Origin of the sequence: Formosa sp. A9 (genome assembly GCF_051200825.1) — a bacterium.
GTDB lineage: Bacteria > Bacteroidota > Bacteroidia > Flavobacteriales > Flavobacteriaceae > Formosa.
The window spans coordinates 2,393,260-2,408,777 of sequence record NZ_CP195158.1; the positions used below are offsets into that span (position 1 = coordinate 2,393,260).

Genomic DNA, 15,518 nt, shown 5'->3' on the forward strand with positions numbered 1-15,518 from the left:
TGTTCTTTAATTCCTTTTCAATTATGAAACGCTTTTTACCTTACTTTTTTCTATTTATGCTTATTAGCTTTGTTAGCTGTAAACATTCTAACAACTCTAACGCAGAAACACAGCAAGACAACGACAGTATAAAAGCCATAACAGTCGCGCAATTTAAAGGACAACAAGTTACTGGGGTTTCAGTAAGTTCTTCTGGGAGAATATTTGCAAATTTTCCACGATGGAGACCACATGTTAAACACGCTGTTGTAGAAGTTTCTGAAAATGGAACTGCTATACCTTACCCCAATGCCCAATGGAACAGTTGGAATACACAACAAGAAGTTCAAGATTCTGTTTTTGTTGCTGTGCAATCGGTAATTGCACATCGCAACAAGCTTTATGTTTTAGACACCAGAAATCCGTTATGGCAAGGAGTTATTGATGCTCCTAGAATTTATGTTTTCAATTTATCAGACAATAGCTTGGATCGTATTTTAAAACTAGATACATCAAGTTACAAAGCAAATTCCTACACAAACGATTTAAGAATAGACGACACCAACAATGCTATTTTTATTACAGACTCTAATGAAGGTGCCATTATCGTTTACGATTTAAATAGCAATACAAGTAAAAGGGTGCTCGACCAGCACCCTTCGGTATTAGCCGAAACCGGTCAACTTAATTTTAAAAATAAAACTTGGAAAAACACAGTTCATTCCGACGGCATTGCATTAAACATAAGCAATAACAGACTCTACTACCACAGTTTAACAGGGTACACATTATACTCTGCACCCACAAGCGTTTTAGTAAATGGTTCTGAAACTGCAATAGCAAATGCCGTTAAAAAAGAAGCCATTACTGGAGCTCCCGACGGCATGATTTTTGACGAAAATCAAAATTTATATCTCGCCGATTTAAAACAACAAAAAATAGATGTTTTATCGCCAGAGGGCAAATTAAGCACCTTTTTTAAAAGTGATGCCGTAAAATGGGCAGATACGTTTAGCATCTATAATGGCTATCTATTTTACACCAATTCTAGAATTGATGAAGTTGAAGGCGATATTAGCAATATGATTTTTACTATTAATAAAATCAAACTCTAAAACTGCTTTGCCACATCCTCGGTTATTCCTTTTCTAACGGCATTTGTATTAAATTACATTAAGGTGTTAAACACACATACAATTAATTGAGCGACTGCATATCAATCACAAAACGGTATTTTACATCACCTTTTTCCAATCGTTCAAAGGCTTCATTTACCTGTTGCATTGAAATGATTTCAGATTCTGCTACAATGTTATGTTTGTAACAGAAATCTAGCATTTCTTGGGTTTCTTTTATACCTCCAATGTTGGAACCTGCGAAACTTCTTCTACCCATTACCACGTTAAAGGCTCCTACTTCCAAAGGTTCTGGAGGCAAACCAACCAATACCAAAGTGCCTTCAATTTTTAGAATACCTAAATAAGTGTTTACATCGTGTTTAGCAGAAACGGTATCAATAATAAAATCCTGAGTTCCCATATAGGCTTTCATTTGCTCAGGGTCTTTACTTAAAACAGCGTTGTCTGCACCTAGTCTTTTAGCGTCTTCTACCTTTTCTGGTGAAGTTGTGAATACAGTTACTTCAGCGCCCATGGCTTTGGCTATTTTAATAGCTAAATGCCCTAAACCTCCTATTCCTAAAACACCTACTTTTTTACCCGGACCTGCATTCCAATAACGTAATGGTGAATACACTGTAATACCAGCACACAATAAAGGCGCTGCTGAAGCTAAATCTTCAAAAGCTGGCATGTGCAATACATATTTGTCTTCGCAAACATAGGTTTTTGAGAATCCGCCATAGGTCATTTTTCCTTCTAAATATTTATCTGGAGAATTGAAAGAAAACTTTGGGAAGGAATCGCAATATTGCTCCTGCCCTTCGTCGCAATGCTGACAGGTTTGACAAGAATCGACAATACAACCAACGGCAGCCAATTCTCCTACTTTAAAATCGGAAACGTCACTACCTATTTTTGTAATACGACCTACAATTTCGTGACCAGGAACTATTGGATAAGCCGTCATACCAAAATCGTTATGAATTTGGTGTAAATCGGAATGGTAAATACCACAATACAATACTTCAAATTCTACATCGTGAGGCTGTAGCTCACGACGTTCAATGTTCATTTCCTTTAGAGGCGTATCGGCTGCCTCTGTTCCGTATGCTTTTACTGTTGTTGTGTTCATATTATTAATTTTTAAGTGTTATTTCGTTTATTGCATTTAAGGCATTCAATGTTCTTGGATAACCTATGTAAGGCAATAATTGTGTAGTAACATCAATAAGTTTTTGACGATCGTTACCAACATTTAAGTTTCCTTGAATATGACCTCTTACTTGTGATTCTGTTCCACCCATACTTACTAAAATGGAATAGGTAATTAATTCGCGCATCTGCATATCCAATCCTGTACGTGTGTAATAATCGCCAAAACAGTTTCCTGCTAAATATTCTTGGATATGTTTTAAATCATCAGGTGCATTTTTTCGTATCTCCTCTATGCGATCTCCAAAAGTAGCCTTCATCAACTCCAACCCTTTTGCTTTTCGATTATTAGGCATTGTAGTTGCTTGTCCTTCTAAAGGTAAGGAAATATGATGCTGTTTGAAAATTTCATTGGTAGCATAAATGAAGTCAACTACCTTAGCAACACCAACATAAGCAACAGATTGATACAACACTTCCTTAATTTCAATAGGCGTTACACCAACATTTAAAGCTGCATTGACAAACATTTTGTATTCGGATAGCGCTTGAGAACCTACGTTAGAAGCCAAAATGCTTAAGGTTCTTGTTTTGTCGTCTAAATTGCTATGGCTATAGACCTCATCAAAAGCCCAATTATCAAAAATTTCTATGAGCTCTGGATCTGTTTCTCTTGCACTAGATTCATAATTTGGCCAAAATTTTTCGTGATTAGCAATAGCTTTTGGCGTTAGATAATTTTCAACTTCTGCTACTTTTACCTCATAGGTATTGTACGCTTCATCGGTTACTTTGTTTCCCCAAATGGTTCTTTCTCCTTTATTTATCTCTGGAATCATAGCAATATGAGACATGGACTGGTAATGCGATGCGCCGTGCCAATGGTTGACTTTCTTGCCAATTTTCACAATATCGCCTTCTTGAATTTTCTGAATAGGTTTACCTTCTTCCTGATAATATCCTATTCCGCTTATAATCATCAGAATTTGCCCATTATCATGCGAATGCCAATAGGTTCTTGCTTTAGGTTCAAAAGCAACTGTTCCCATTATGGTATTGTAGCCATCATCTTCTCCTAAATTCATATTAACCCAAACTGTTCCTGTAAAATGCTCCGAAGGTGCTTGCTCTCCTTTTTCTTTGAATGAGGACATATTGTTTGATTTTTGTTCTTGTGCCTTTACTTGATATGTTAGTAAAAAAGCAAAGGCAATTATTAATTTGATTAGCTTCATAATTTCACCTTGTACCAGATGAACATTTTTAGAATTTGAAAGGCGATTTATGTTTCGAGCAAAAAGAGTTAACACGGCCTCTTCCTGTTTTTTCAACTCTTCAGTCACAACCGAAGCCAAACTTCCGCTTGCACCTATTACCAATACCTTTTTCATTTTGTAGTATCTTTTTATTTACACTACAAATTTCCTGATACTTTAAGAATTGATTGTTATACAGATTACGGTTTTAGTTACCAATTATACAGATGCATTAATCAATGACGCATTACAAATGTGGAATTACGAATTTACTTCCTTAAATCTCGCTGATTTTTGCAGAATATTAATATTATGACAAATGGACTAAAAAAAATACTTGCATTTTCATTGTAATTATTGAAAATGCAAGTATCAAATTAAATGAAGCTTTCAGAATTAGAATTTCCCATTCTCATTCTTCCAATTTTCTTTTGGTGCAATGGTTTCGATTACGTCCCAATGTTCAGCAATCTTTCCATTCTCAACTCTGAAAAGGTCATAAAATGAAGTATGCTTGTCTGCAAACGAACCTTCACTCACAGTCAAAACAAAATTTCCTTCTCCCAAGATTTTATGAATTTTGTAGTATTTCATTGTAATACCTTGTGATGCCATATATTCCAACGCTTTTCCAAGCCCTGAAAGTCCGTCAGCAATTTGTGGATTGTGCTGAATGTAATTGTCGCCATCAAAATAACCTGCTAATTTTTCCATTTTGCCGTTTACCAAAATATCATTCACAAAGCTTTCAACCAACGCTTTGTTGTTGTCGGTTTTGTCCAAATCTGTAATTTCAGTTGCTCCGTCAACCATTGAGTGCCCACTCGGATTTGGGTTTTCTGGTTTTTCTTGCAGATTGTCCCAATGCTCTACAATTTTACCGTCTTCAAAACGGAAAATGTCGAAGCCTATTTTTGGGCCGAAAAAATTGTAATCGGTTTGGGTAAAAACCAAATCTCCATCTTGAAATGCTCTTACTGTATTCACTTTCGCAGAGTTTGGTGGAAGTTGCTGCAACAAAGCTCCAAATCCTGATAATCCGTCTGCTACTCCAAGGTTATGTTGAATGTACTTGTTTGGATTAATGTATCCAACTGGTTCTTGGGCTCCTGTTTCTATGCTTTTTAAAAGCGCAATTACTTTTTCTTTGTTTGAAGTTTCCATTTTTTCTTCTTTTTTAGTTTCTAAATCTTGTTTTTGTTGTCCTTTACAAGCAGTTAAGCACATTGCTAAAACTATTATTATGCTTGATAGTATCTGTTTCATATACTTGATTTTTATTTGATACTGCAAAGTTGGGGCAATAAAGAAGAAATGTGGAGATACTAATACGCCTTTAAATGATACTTTTGAGCCTAAATGTATTTTTCGCTAAAGGAATTTGGTGTTTCGCCTGTGTGTTTCTTAAAGTATTTGATAAAGTTAGTTGGTTCTTCAAAACCTAATGAGTACGATACTTCTTTAACGCTATCGTTGGTATGAGCCAATAATCGTTTACACTCTAGCAAAACTCTGTCGTCTATGATATTTTTAGGTGATTTCCCAAATATCTTTGAAGTCATTTGATTTAACCGTTTTGTGGAAATATTCATTTTGTTGGCATAGAAACCTACATTTTTATTTTGGATAAAATTATTTTCCAAAAGGTCTTTAAAAATCAAGGCAAATTCTAAATTTGTGTCTTTTTCAAATTCAACAAAACCCTGTTTCTTTCTTTCCCTTTCAGAATGTAACAAGAGATTTCGCAAATCATTTCTAATAATGTCTGCTTGATATTCATCTTTCAAAATTTTTGATTCTTCTTCAAGCCGATTGAATATAGTTTCAATAACTGAACCTAAAATATAGATTTGAGCAACCGAATTCAAATCATTAAAAAGTATGGTGCTTTTTAAAATTTGTGTGTCTAATTTTGTTTTGCAAAAAAAATTGTCAGTAAATAGTATGGCTTTCCCTTTAAATTTTGTTTTATTATCAAAAAGTTGAACGCTGTTTTTATTGATGAATAATAAAGAGTTTTGATTGACCTTTATGGGTTTAAAGTCCACAATATGAGTTGGACAACCTTCTTGAAACCAAAATATTTGATAAAATTCCGCTCTGTGAGGTTTTTTTAGTTCTTCAGAAAACTCGCTAAAAAGAAAATCAAAGTCTATAATTTCAAACTCTAGCGGAAGTCCTTCTTTGAAGTCATATTTTTGAATTTTTTCTTTCACCCCAATTTAGTTTGTGGTTCCTAATGTTTTAACTGAATAACATTCAATTTCCTGATGATAAATATACGATTTGAATTTTAAGTTTTTCGCAGAACTCACAGAGACTATGACAGATGTTTATTTGCATATTTTCTTTGTTTACCGTGAGTTCTGTAGGGAGCTTTTATTTCTTAGGAGCTTCAACTTTAGAGAATTGCAATACAAATTCTGGCAATCTCAATCCTTTAATCTCGATAGCATCAATTTGACTGTTTAAACTATTTAATTCTTCAGTAGTAAACTTTATGTTATCTGCTCCTATGTTTTGCTCCATATGCGCCATTTGTGTAGTACCAGGAATTGGAACGATAAACGGTTTTTGAGCCTGTAACCATGCCAATGAAATTTGAGCAGGTGACGCATTTTTTTCTTTTGCCCAAGATTTTATAACCTCAACCAATTTTAAGTTTTGCGGTAAATTTTCAGGCGCATAACGAGAGGTGTTGGCGCGAATATCCATAGGTGCAAAACGTGTTTGTTCATCAATACTTCCTGTAAGCAATTGGCAAGCTAAAGGCCACCAAGGCACAAAGCCGATTCTTAATTCTTCACATAAAGGAATAATATCATTTTCTGGTTCCCTCCAAATCATAGAATATTCATTTTGAATGGCTGTAAGCGGAAGTTCGGCGTGCGCTCGTCTTACAGTTTGAAGTCCAGGTTCTGACAATCCCCAATGAAGTACTTTGCCTTCATCCATTAATTGTTTCACTGCTCCTGCAACATCTTCAATTGGTACCTCAGGATCAACACGGTGTTGATAAAGCAAATCTATTCGGTCTGTACGCAATCTTTTAAGCATTCCTTCCACAGCTTTTTTTATATGTTCGGGCTTACTATTGAGTCCTGGTAAACGCTGTCCAGTTTCTAAATCGATATTCCAACCAAATTTTGAAGTAATGACCACATCGTTTCTAAAAGATTGAATGGCTTCTCCTAAAATTCTTTCATTCTCGTGAGGACCATAAGCTTCAGCAGTATCAAAGAAGGTTACACCCTTGTCATAAGATGCTTGAAGAATTTTAATCATATCTGGTCGATATGGCACAGTTGAAGTATATTTACGGTGCATATTCTGAACACCCATACCAATCGCAGAAACTTCTAATGACCCTAATGTTCTTTTACCAGAAAGTACAGCCGATTTAATTCCTTCTTTGTTTTTTGATTCTTCATTTGCACAGGACGCCAATAAAGTTGATGGTACAAATGCAGAAGCAACGGTTGCCAATCCTGCTGTTTTTAAAAGATTTCTTCTATTCATTGGATGATGATTTTAAACTGTTAGAAATTACTTGTACGATTAATTAATAACCTGCCCAAGCACGGAATTGCTTAACCATATTTGGATCTCTATGATCAAAAAAACTACTGGTATTGGTATCTAATTTTGAAATGACTTGCATATCAGCATCTGACAATTCGAAATCGAACACCTTAAAGTTTTCTTCAATTCTTGATGGTGTTACAGATTTTGGGATGACTACGATATTGCGCTGAATCATCCAACGTAAAGTTACTTGAGCAACCGATTTATTGTATTTTTTACCAATTTCGACCAAGGTTTCATTTTGAAAGAAATCACCACGGCCTTCAGCAAATGGCCCCCAAGATTCGTGTTGCACACCAAACTCCTTCATCACCTCTTGGTCTTCATCTCTTTGATAAAATGGATGTGTTTCAATTTGATTTAAAGCCGGTTTCACCTTGTTGAAACTGATTAAATCTACCAAACGGTCTGGAAAGAAGTTGCTCACTCCAATGGCTTTAATTTTCCCTTCGCTGTACAAATCTTCCAAGGTACGCCAAGAACCATAGACATCGTTAAAAGGTTGATGTAAAAGATATAAATCTACATAGTCTAATTGCAGCTTTTCCAAAGATTGAGCAAACGCTTTTTTGGCGGCTTCATAGCCATAATCCGAAATCCAAAGTTTGGTTGTGATAAACAACTCTTCTCTTGGAATGCCACTTTCTTTAATGGCGTCACCTACCGCTTTTTCGTTACCGTAGGCCTGTGCAGTATCGATGCTGCGGTAGCCTACCTTTAATGCGGTTAGTACACTTTGCTTACATTCGTCGTAATCATTTACTTGATAAACGCCATATCCTAAAATGGGCATTTCAATCCCATTGTTTAATGTTACTGTTGTCATCTCCTTATTTTTAATTTTAATACTACAAATTTAAATACTGATAGCCAACCTATTGTTATACCAATTACGGTGCTTATAACCATAATTACTGAAAATATTTTAAGAGTATCCGTTTAACATAAAATAATAGAAAATGGCTTGTTTCACGAAATTAGATTAAGGATATATAATGAAATAAAAATGTATTTTCAACTACTAAAATCTTCCAACATCCGCCGATAACTGTCCATAGTATCAACATCCTCCAAACTGCTTTTACACAAAACAGTTTTCACCTTATTTTCATGTTTTTTAATGATTTGCTTCGCTCCTATATCGCCTTGTAAACGCCTTAATGCCTCAAAGTAATAAGCATCGAAAATTACTGGGGCACTGCGTAAACCAGTTTCAGATTCCGACATGATAATTTGCTGTTTTCTAGGTTCAAAATTAGCTATCAATGCTTCAAAATGTGCTACGGCAATTAGCGGCTGATCGACCAAAGCGATAAGAACCCCATCGGGTTTACTGTCTAAATTACAGATCTCCTTGACGCCACAAGCGATGGATGTTCCCATACCTTCTCGCCAATTGGCATTTTCAACAATCTGCACATCTAAATTGGTTATACTTTTTGAAATGATTTCGGCTTTGGCGCCCAAAACAACAGTGAGCGACAGATGAGCCTTTTGTAAGACTTCAATTTGATGTTCGATAAGGGTTTTCCCTTGCCATGCTAACAATTGTTTAGGCTGCCCCATCCGTTTGGATTCGCCTGCCGCGATAAGAAGTACTTGCAACTTAATCATGAATAGCACCTAATTTTTCGCGTAAAGGCTGCACCGCAACGTTTCGGGTAACGCTTAATATTTCAGCAATAATCGACAAGGCTATTTCTGCAGGAGTTTCAGCTCCTAAATGCAAGCCTGCCGGACCGTGAATGGATTCTAAAAACTGAAAAGAAAAATCGGGCACATGGTTCATCACTTCTGAAAAAAGGCGTTCGCGACGTTTCGATGAACCCAGCACTCCCAAATAAGCAGGTTTCGTTTTATGAAGCGCCATAAGGTATTGCACATCCTTATTCAAACTGTGGGACATTAAAACAGCGGCTGAATGTTCGCCTATTCCAGATGTATCAATATCTTGAATTAGAGGCGTTGTTAAACTTTTAGCACCTTTGAAATAGTCTATTGATTTTTCCTCGTCGGGAGCAGCAATTATATGTACTTCCCAGCCAATATTGCTAGCCAATTCGCATAACTGAACCGCATCGTGTTCGGCTCCAAAAATATACAACTGAAATATGGGTTGAAAGCTTTGCGTAAAAATCTCTAATAGATTTAATGCTGAAGAAAGTTCAAACTTCGGATTTAAAGTATAGCGTTTGCCTGCCATTTCTAAAACCGTTCCAAAAGCCTTACTTTCTGAAAATTCCGATTTAAAAAAAGACCGTGTTTGAAAGTGTATTCGTTTCTCAAAACAAGTCTGAGCCACTTGCAACAACCCGTCTGTCACCACCATTGGTTCTATCAAAATATACAAAACCCCTTCGCAGCCCAAACGGAAACGGCCATCGTAAGTTATTACTTTTGGTGTTTCTGTCTTAAACACCGATGCCGCTTGCAGCACAATTTCCTTTTCCACACAACCGCCACTAACGGCACCAAAAACCTCACCCGTTTCGGCAATAAGCATGCGTACGCCCGGTCGCCTATACGACGAACCTTCTAAGGCAACCACCGTAGCCACTACCGATGTTATTCCCTGCACACGCCAAACATGCGCGACCTGTAGTAAGGTTTTAAATTCGTGAGTCATTTACATTAAAATTGGGACTAATACTAGACAGATGTTTCTTTTTTAAGATACCTTTCTTCAATATCCACCATAAAAGGTTGATGGTAATAGCGTTTGCCAGTCGCTTTATACAACGCATTCGCCAAAGCGCCAATGGCAGGTGCAAAAGGCGGCTCTCCCAAACCTGTTGGGTGCACATCGCTTTCTACAAAATGGGTTTCTACATCCCATGGTGCGTCATTATTTCGGATTAACTGGTAATCGTTGTAATTGCGTTGTTGCGGCACACCATCTTTAATGCTGAGCATGCTGTATAGCGCATGACCAATACCATCTACACTCCCGCCTTCTACCATATTGGAAGCCGCTATCGGGTTCACCACAATGCCGCAATCAGTGGCACAATACACCTTTTCTATGATTGGCTTGTCGTTTTCCATTCTTAAATCAACCACATTTGCTACATAACTATTGTGGCAATAATAAGCTGCCACACCGCGTTCTAAGCCTGGTTTTGCGGTTCCCCAGTTGGCCTTTTCTTTAATCAATTTTAAAACACCAGCATAGCGTTTGGCATCGTAATCGTTTCGCTCTCCAACCGGATTTTTAATAGCTTTGTCAAACAATTCCAATCTGAAATCAATAGGATCTTTACCGGCCAATTCGGCAACCTCATCTAAAAAAGCTTGCTCTACCGCTCCCATAAAATTAGATCTTGGTGCTCGAAACGCGGCAGTTGTGATATTACTTTCAATCGTCCACGATTCGGCTAAATAATTTGAGACGGCTCCAGCTGGAAACCGATTGGCATACAACGGACTTTCGGGAATTCCGCCAGCTTTTACATGAAACGCGATCAAATTATTGTCCGCATCGAGTCCGGCGCGATAATAGGCGTGGTACATGGGACGATAGGCACCGAAAGTCATATCGTCCTCTCGGGTATAAAATAATTTGACCGGCTTTTTTATTTTTTGTGAAATAACTGCCGCTTCAACCAAATAATGTCCGAATAATTTGCGACCAAAACCTCCACCAATACGCGTCATTTGAATATCGATTTGTTCCAAAGACATGCCCAAACGTTGCGCTACAGATTGCTCCATATATTCTGGGGTTTGAATGGGGCCAATCAATTCGGCTTTATCGGCGGTTACATTAGCATAAAAATTTAGTGGTTCCAATGGACTGTGTGCCAAATAAGGAGCCGTGTACGTACGCTCTATGACTTTAGCTGCCTGAGAAAAGGCTTTATCGGGATCGCCATCTTTGCGCACCTGTTTGGGATTTGCTTGACTCGTTTGAATCATCGCTGCGTATTGTTTTTCCGTGTTTTCTATCCCCGATGGTACAGTTTGATCGTTTGGCTTTCCACCACCAAAACCTTTCACTTTAATGGTGTACGGTTCAAAAGGCTCCCATTCGGCTTTAATAGTTTTCTTAGCTTTCATAATACGCCAAGTAGAATCACCCGTAATTACAATTAACTCCGGAAACGCATTGATATCAAAATAATTACGCTCAAAATCTTCCGGATAGGTTGTGATAGGAAAAACATCCGATATCCCTTCCATAGCCAGGGCTTCGGAAGCGTCGAACGATTTCAACTTCACCCCAAAAGCAGGCGGATGTACGATAGACGCAAACACCATATTTTCACTATACACATCTAATCCAAATACAGCTTTTCCGGTAACTATATCGGGGCCATCTACATTATATTGCGAATGTCTAATGATTTTAAAATCCTTTATATTTTTGACTTCAACTTCTTTTGGAATTTGAAGTTTTGAAGCCGCTTCGGCCATCTCACCAAAGCCAGCTGACTTGCCACTCGCTTGATGCGAAATTACACTTTCATTCACCGTGATACTTGATGCTGAAACACCCCAAGCGGTTGCTGCAGCTTCAACAAGCATGTGTCTAGCGGTGGCTCCTGCCATTCTTAAGGCATCCCAACTCTGATTGATGGATTGACTACCACCGGCAATTTGCCTTGTAAAAATTCCTGTGTTGAGTGGCGCCTGAACCACTTTAACGTGTTTCCAGTTTACATCCAATTCTTCTGCTACAATCATTGGCATGGACGTTTTTACGTTCTGACCAATTTCGGGATTGGGTGACGCAATCGTAACCATACCATTACTATCAATTTTTATAAAACCATTTAAATCGTAAGCTGCTTCTAACTTTGGGTTCTCTTTTGCTAGAGCCGAAAACCAACTGAATTGCAGCATCAATCCCGCGCCGCCTGCTGCAGATAACTTAAGAAATGAACGTCTATTGAGGTGGGTTTTTACTTTCGTCATGATTACAGGTCTTTTGCTGCCGATTTAATGGCGCGATTAATTCTGGTATAAGTAGCGCAACGGCAAATATTACCGTTCATAGCGCGTCTGATTTCGTCGTCGGTTGGATTTGGATTTTGATCCAACAACGAAGAAGCTGTCATGATTTGTCCTGCCTGGCAGTAGCCACATTGCGGAACATCGTGCTCCAGCCATGCCTTTTGCACTGGGTGATCGCCATTTTCGGACAGGCCTTCTATGGTTACAATTTTTTTATCGCCCACAGCACTTATGGGATAAGCGCAAGACCTTACCGCATCGCCGTCTAAATGGATGGTACAAACGCCACAATGCGCAATGCCACAACCATATTTGGTACCCAGTAAGTGCAGATTATCGCGTAACACCCACAGAATTGGGGTATCCGAATCGACATCCACTTGTTTCGATTCGCCATTCACATTGATTGTATATCGTGCCATCGTTTTCAATTTTTTTTTGATTAATCAGACTTGATTTTGGTTTATTTTGATGGTGCAAAAGCGCCATTATCAATCCACGCATACCAAGCTTCTTTAAATTCTTCGTAAGTTAAAGACGGTAATGTTCGGTCTCCGCCCATCTGCCAGCCGCTTTTCACCAAAGTATCTTCGGCATGCAGTCTAAGGTCTGCCATATTTTTATGCCCGTTTAAGTCGGGATTTACCAATTGTAAAGCCAAAGCTCGTGGCGAACGCCCTTGAAACACCATTTTCATATCGGCAGGTGGTAAATGCCACATCGGATTTCCTGGTGGTGTTGCATCGCCAGGAACGCCTTTAGAACCGTGACAATTGGTACATTTCATAGTTAAAAGACCTTTGCCATCTGGCCCACGTTGCGGCAACATATTGTGAACATGACTGTCGTCGCCCTGCAATGGAATATCGCCTTGCGGATGGCAATTCATGCATCTAGGATGCATCAAAACCGAATATACTTTTTCGAAAGCTGAAAGAGACGCTATACTATCTTTCATTTTTGCTTCGGGGATAGAAACATAGTCTGAACTTGTTGGCTTTTTCGACTTACAGGCCGTTGTAAAAATGCCCATTATAAGACACAATACAAGGAAGCCGAAACTGTATTTCAATCCATTGGTTGAATAGCTATTCTTTAACATTTGGTTCGGTTTTTAAAGGTATAAATTACGTAAATAATTCCGCTTTCTGAACAAGCTCTTACTATTTATACCATTTCTCAATTAAAATAACCGTAATAAAACGCCCTTTTTTCCTTTCTATTTCAGAATAAAAAGAAACCGTAGCTACGGCTATGCTTTATTTTTCTTCTTCCTATAAAGAAAAAAATCATCTTTTTATTTTACAGTAATTTCAATCAAGAAGTGGTATTAGACTTTTTCTAACATAAAAAAACTAGCGATTAATCATCTTTTGAGCCGCTGCTGAATAACGCTCGCCAACAACTTCAATTTTTGACAACTCGTGTTCTATAGTTTGTAAATCTTCCGAAGATAAATCTACATTTACAGCTGCTATATTTTCTTCTAAACGATGGATTTTTGTCGTTCCGGGAATTGGTACTATCCAAGGTTTTTGAGCCAACACCCAAGCCAAAGCTATTTGAGATGGTTCGCAATTTTTATCAGCAGCCAATTGTTTTACAAAATCTACCAACTTCAAATTCTGTTTAAAATTAGCTTCCGAAAATCTAGGAACTGTTGCTCTAAAATCGTTTGCTGCAAATTGGTTAGACAACTTTCCTGTAAGAAAGCCTTTTCCTAAAGGACTGAATGGCACAAAACCAATCCCCAAGTCTTCCAAAACGGGAAATATCTCAGCTTTAGGTTCGCGCCAAAACAGCGAATATTCACTCTGCAATGCCGTAACTGGCTGCACCGCATGTGCGCGTTTAATGATATCGACACCGGCTTCAGATAAACCAAAATGCTTCACCTTCCCTTCTGTAATTAAATCTTTTACTGTACCGGCCACATCTTCGATAGGCACATTGGGATCCACCCGATGCTGATACAGCAAATCGATGGCGTCAACTTGTAGACGTTTCAATGAAGCTTCAACAACCTTTCTGATGTTTTCTGGTCGACTATTTAATCCGGCTTGTTTCCCATCAATAAAATCGAAACCAAATTTAGTAGCGATCGCAACTTTATTTTTTAAAGGTTTAAGCGCTTGCCCTACCAATTCTTCATTAATATATGGCCCATATACTTCGGCTGTATCAAAAAAGGTTACGCCTAAATCGACAGCGCGATGTATTAACTCAGACATCGGTTTGACATCGTGCACTTCACCATAACCAAAACTCATTCCCATACAACCTAATCCTAATTCGGAAACCTCTAAACCTTGACCTAAAACTCTTGTTTTCATAGTTTCTATTTTTTGTTTCATACAAAGTTCTGAATTTTAATGCCTTACTTTTTTATACAGATTACGGTTGTTCTAACCAATATTACGGTTTTGGTCACTTGTAACTGTTTCAATCTTTCAAAATTCGCTTGTTTCTGTATACCAATTACAGATATGCTTACCATTATTACGGATTTGCAAACCACGAAAGCTACGATGCTAGATTATTGTCTAAATTTGTATACAAATCAGGACGTTATGGACATTATTCATTTTAACACGGTTAACGATTACAACAGTTACAACAACAACGAAACCTTGAATCCGCTGGTTAGTATTGTGGATTTATCTAAAGCCGCACCGCGTAAAAAATACCGCATGCATTTTAATCTGTATTGTGTGATTTTAAAACAAACCAAGTGTGGCGATATTAGATACGGTAATAATTATTACGATTACCAAGAAGGCACTTTGGTCTTTTTTGCACCCGGACAAGTGGTAGAAATTGATAGCGATGTGTATTATCAACCACATGGCACGGTTTTGGTTTTTCACCCCGATTTAATTAAAAACACCTCTTTGGGAAAACTGATAAACGACTATGGTTTTTTCTCTTACAACACCAATGAAGCCTTACATCTTTCGGAAAAAGAGCGCCACATTATAGCAGATTGCTTTTCGAAACTTGAATACGAACTCGAACAGTCTATAGACAAACACAGCAAGACTTTAATTGCTTCCAACATTGAATTATTACTGAATTACTGCACCCGCTTTTACGACCGCCAATTTATTACGCGTGAAAACAGCAACAGAGGTACTTTAGAAAAATTCGAACAGCTTTTAAAACAGTATTTCTCATCCGACCAACCGCAACAAACAGGTCTGCCATCAGTAGCTTTTTGTGCTGACAAACTGCACTTATCGGCTAATTATTTTGGCGATTTAATTAAGAAAGAAACTGGAATTTCGGCTCAAGAATACATACAAACCAAATTGATAGACGTGGCCAAAACCCGCGTTTTCGATATAGACAAATCCATTAGCCAAGTGGCCTACGAACTAGGTTTTAAATATCCGCAGCATTTTAATAGATTGTTTAAGAAAAAGACTGGTATGACGCCAAATGAGTATCGGCAGATGAATTGATGGGTGTTTGG

At 37.8% G+C, this 15,518-nt stretch carries 14 protein-coding genes; 2 read left to right on the forward strand and 12 right to left on the reverse strand.

Annotation, left to right across the window (positions count from 1 at the left end; translation table 11 throughout):
• The first annotated feature begins 23 nt into the window (after window positions 1-23).
• A complete protein-coding gene (locus ACR9EA_RS10680) occupies window positions 24-1,094 on the forward strand; it encodes an L-dopachrome tautomerase-related protein (RefSeq protein WP_435132669.1) in 1,071 nt (356 codons plus the stop codon).
• A gap of 82 nt (window positions 1,095-1,176) precedes the next feature.
• Here ACR9EA_RS10680 and ACR9EA_RS10685 read toward each other — a convergent pair whose 3' ends face one another.
• The 12 genes from ACR9EA_RS10685 to ACR9EA_RS10740 form a co-directional block, all read right to left on the reverse strand.
• Entirely contained in the window at window positions 1,177-2,232 is a 1,056-nt protein-coding gene (locus ACR9EA_RS10685; protein WP_435132672.1) for an NAD(P)-dependent alcohol dehydrogenase, read from the reverse strand.
• Between the two features lie 4 nt (window positions 2,233-2,236).
• Window positions 2,237-3,643 carry a carboxymuconolactone decarboxylase family protein gene (locus ACR9EA_RS10690; protein ID WP_435132674.1) on the reverse strand — a complete coding sequence of 469 codons (1,407 nt, stop codon included), beginning with the start codon at window positions 3,641-3,643 and terminating at the stop codon, window positions 2,237-2,239.
• A 261-nt stretch (window positions 3,644-3,904) separates the two neighbouring features.
• Window positions 3,905-4,774 carry a nuclear transport factor 2 family protein gene (locus ACR9EA_RS10695; protein ID WP_435132676.1) on the reverse strand — a complete coding sequence of 290 codons (870 nt, stop codon included), beginning with the start codon at window positions 4,772-4,774 and terminating at the stop codon, window positions 3,905-3,907.
• A gap of 89 nt (window positions 4,775-4,863) precedes the next feature.
• Window positions 4,864-5,724 (reverse strand): helix-turn-helix domain-containing protein, encoded by an 861-nt coding sequence (locus ACR9EA_RS10700; protein WP_435132679.1) that lies wholly within the window; start codon window positions 5,722-5,724, stop codon window positions 4,864-4,866.
• Window positions 5,725-5,887: 163 nt separating this feature from the next.
• Window positions 5,888-7,027: an aldo/keto reductase gene (locus ACR9EA_RS10705; RefSeq protein WP_435132681.1), complete on the reverse strand. Its 1,140-nt coding sequence runs from the start codon at window positions 7,025-7,027 to the stop codon at window positions 5,888-5,890.
• A gap of 43 nt (window positions 7,028-7,070) precedes the next feature.
• The gene (locus ACR9EA_RS10710) at window positions 7,071-7,919 is read right to left on the reverse strand and encodes an aldo/keto reductase (RefSeq protein WP_435132684.1); all 849 of its coding nucleotides are present in this window, start codon (window positions 7,917-7,919) and stop codon (window positions 7,071-7,073) included.
• Window positions 7,920-8,107: 188 nt separating this feature from the next.
• Window positions 8,108-8,707: a nucleotidyltransferase family protein gene (locus ACR9EA_RS10715; RefSeq protein ID WP_435132687.1), complete on the reverse strand. Its 600-nt coding sequence runs from the start codon at window positions 8,705-8,707 to the stop codon at window positions 8,108-8,110.
• The gene (locus ACR9EA_RS10720) at window positions 8,700-9,719 is read right to left on the reverse strand and encodes an XdhC family protein (RefSeq protein ID WP_435132690.1); all 1,020 of its coding nucleotides are present in this window, start codon (window positions 9,717-9,719) and stop codon (window positions 8,700-8,702) included. Before ACR9EA_RS10720 ends, ACR9EA_RS10715 begins: the two co-directional genes overlap by 8 nt.
• Window positions 9,720-9,742: 23 nt before the next feature.
• On the reverse strand, window positions 9,743-12,007 hold the full coding sequence (locus ACR9EA_RS10725; RefSeq protein WP_435132693.1) for a molybdopterin cofactor-binding domain-containing protein: 2,265 nt from the start codon (window positions 12,005-12,007) through the stop codon (window positions 9,743-9,745).
• Between the two features lie 2 nt (window positions 12,008-12,009).
• Window positions 12,010-12,468, reverse strand: coding sequence for a (2Fe-2S)-binding protein (locus ACR9EA_RS10730; RefSeq protein WP_435132695.1), 459 nt, complete (start codon window positions 12,466-12,468; stop codon window positions 12,010-12,012).
• Window positions 12,469-12,509: 41 nt separating this feature from the next.
• Entirely contained in the window at window positions 12,510-13,148 is a 639-nt protein-coding gene (locus ACR9EA_RS10735) for a hypothetical protein (protein ID WP_435132698.1), read from the reverse strand.
• 253 nt (window positions 13,149-13,401) lie between these two features.
• Window positions 13,402-14,379: an aldo/keto reductase gene (locus ACR9EA_RS10740; RefSeq protein WP_435132701.1), complete on the reverse strand. Its 978-nt coding sequence runs from the start codon at window positions 14,377-14,379 to the stop codon at window positions 13,402-13,404.
• 237 nt (window positions 14,380-14,616) lie between these two features.
• On the opposite strand from ACR9EA_RS10740, the gene ACR9EA_RS10745 reads away from it, so the two are divergent.
• Window positions 14,617-15,507 (forward strand): helix-turn-helix domain-containing protein, encoded by an 891-nt coding sequence (locus ACR9EA_RS10745; protein WP_435132704.1) that lies wholly within the window; start codon window positions 14,617-14,619, stop codon window positions 15,505-15,507.
• Window positions 15,508-15,518 lie beyond the last annotated feature (11 nt).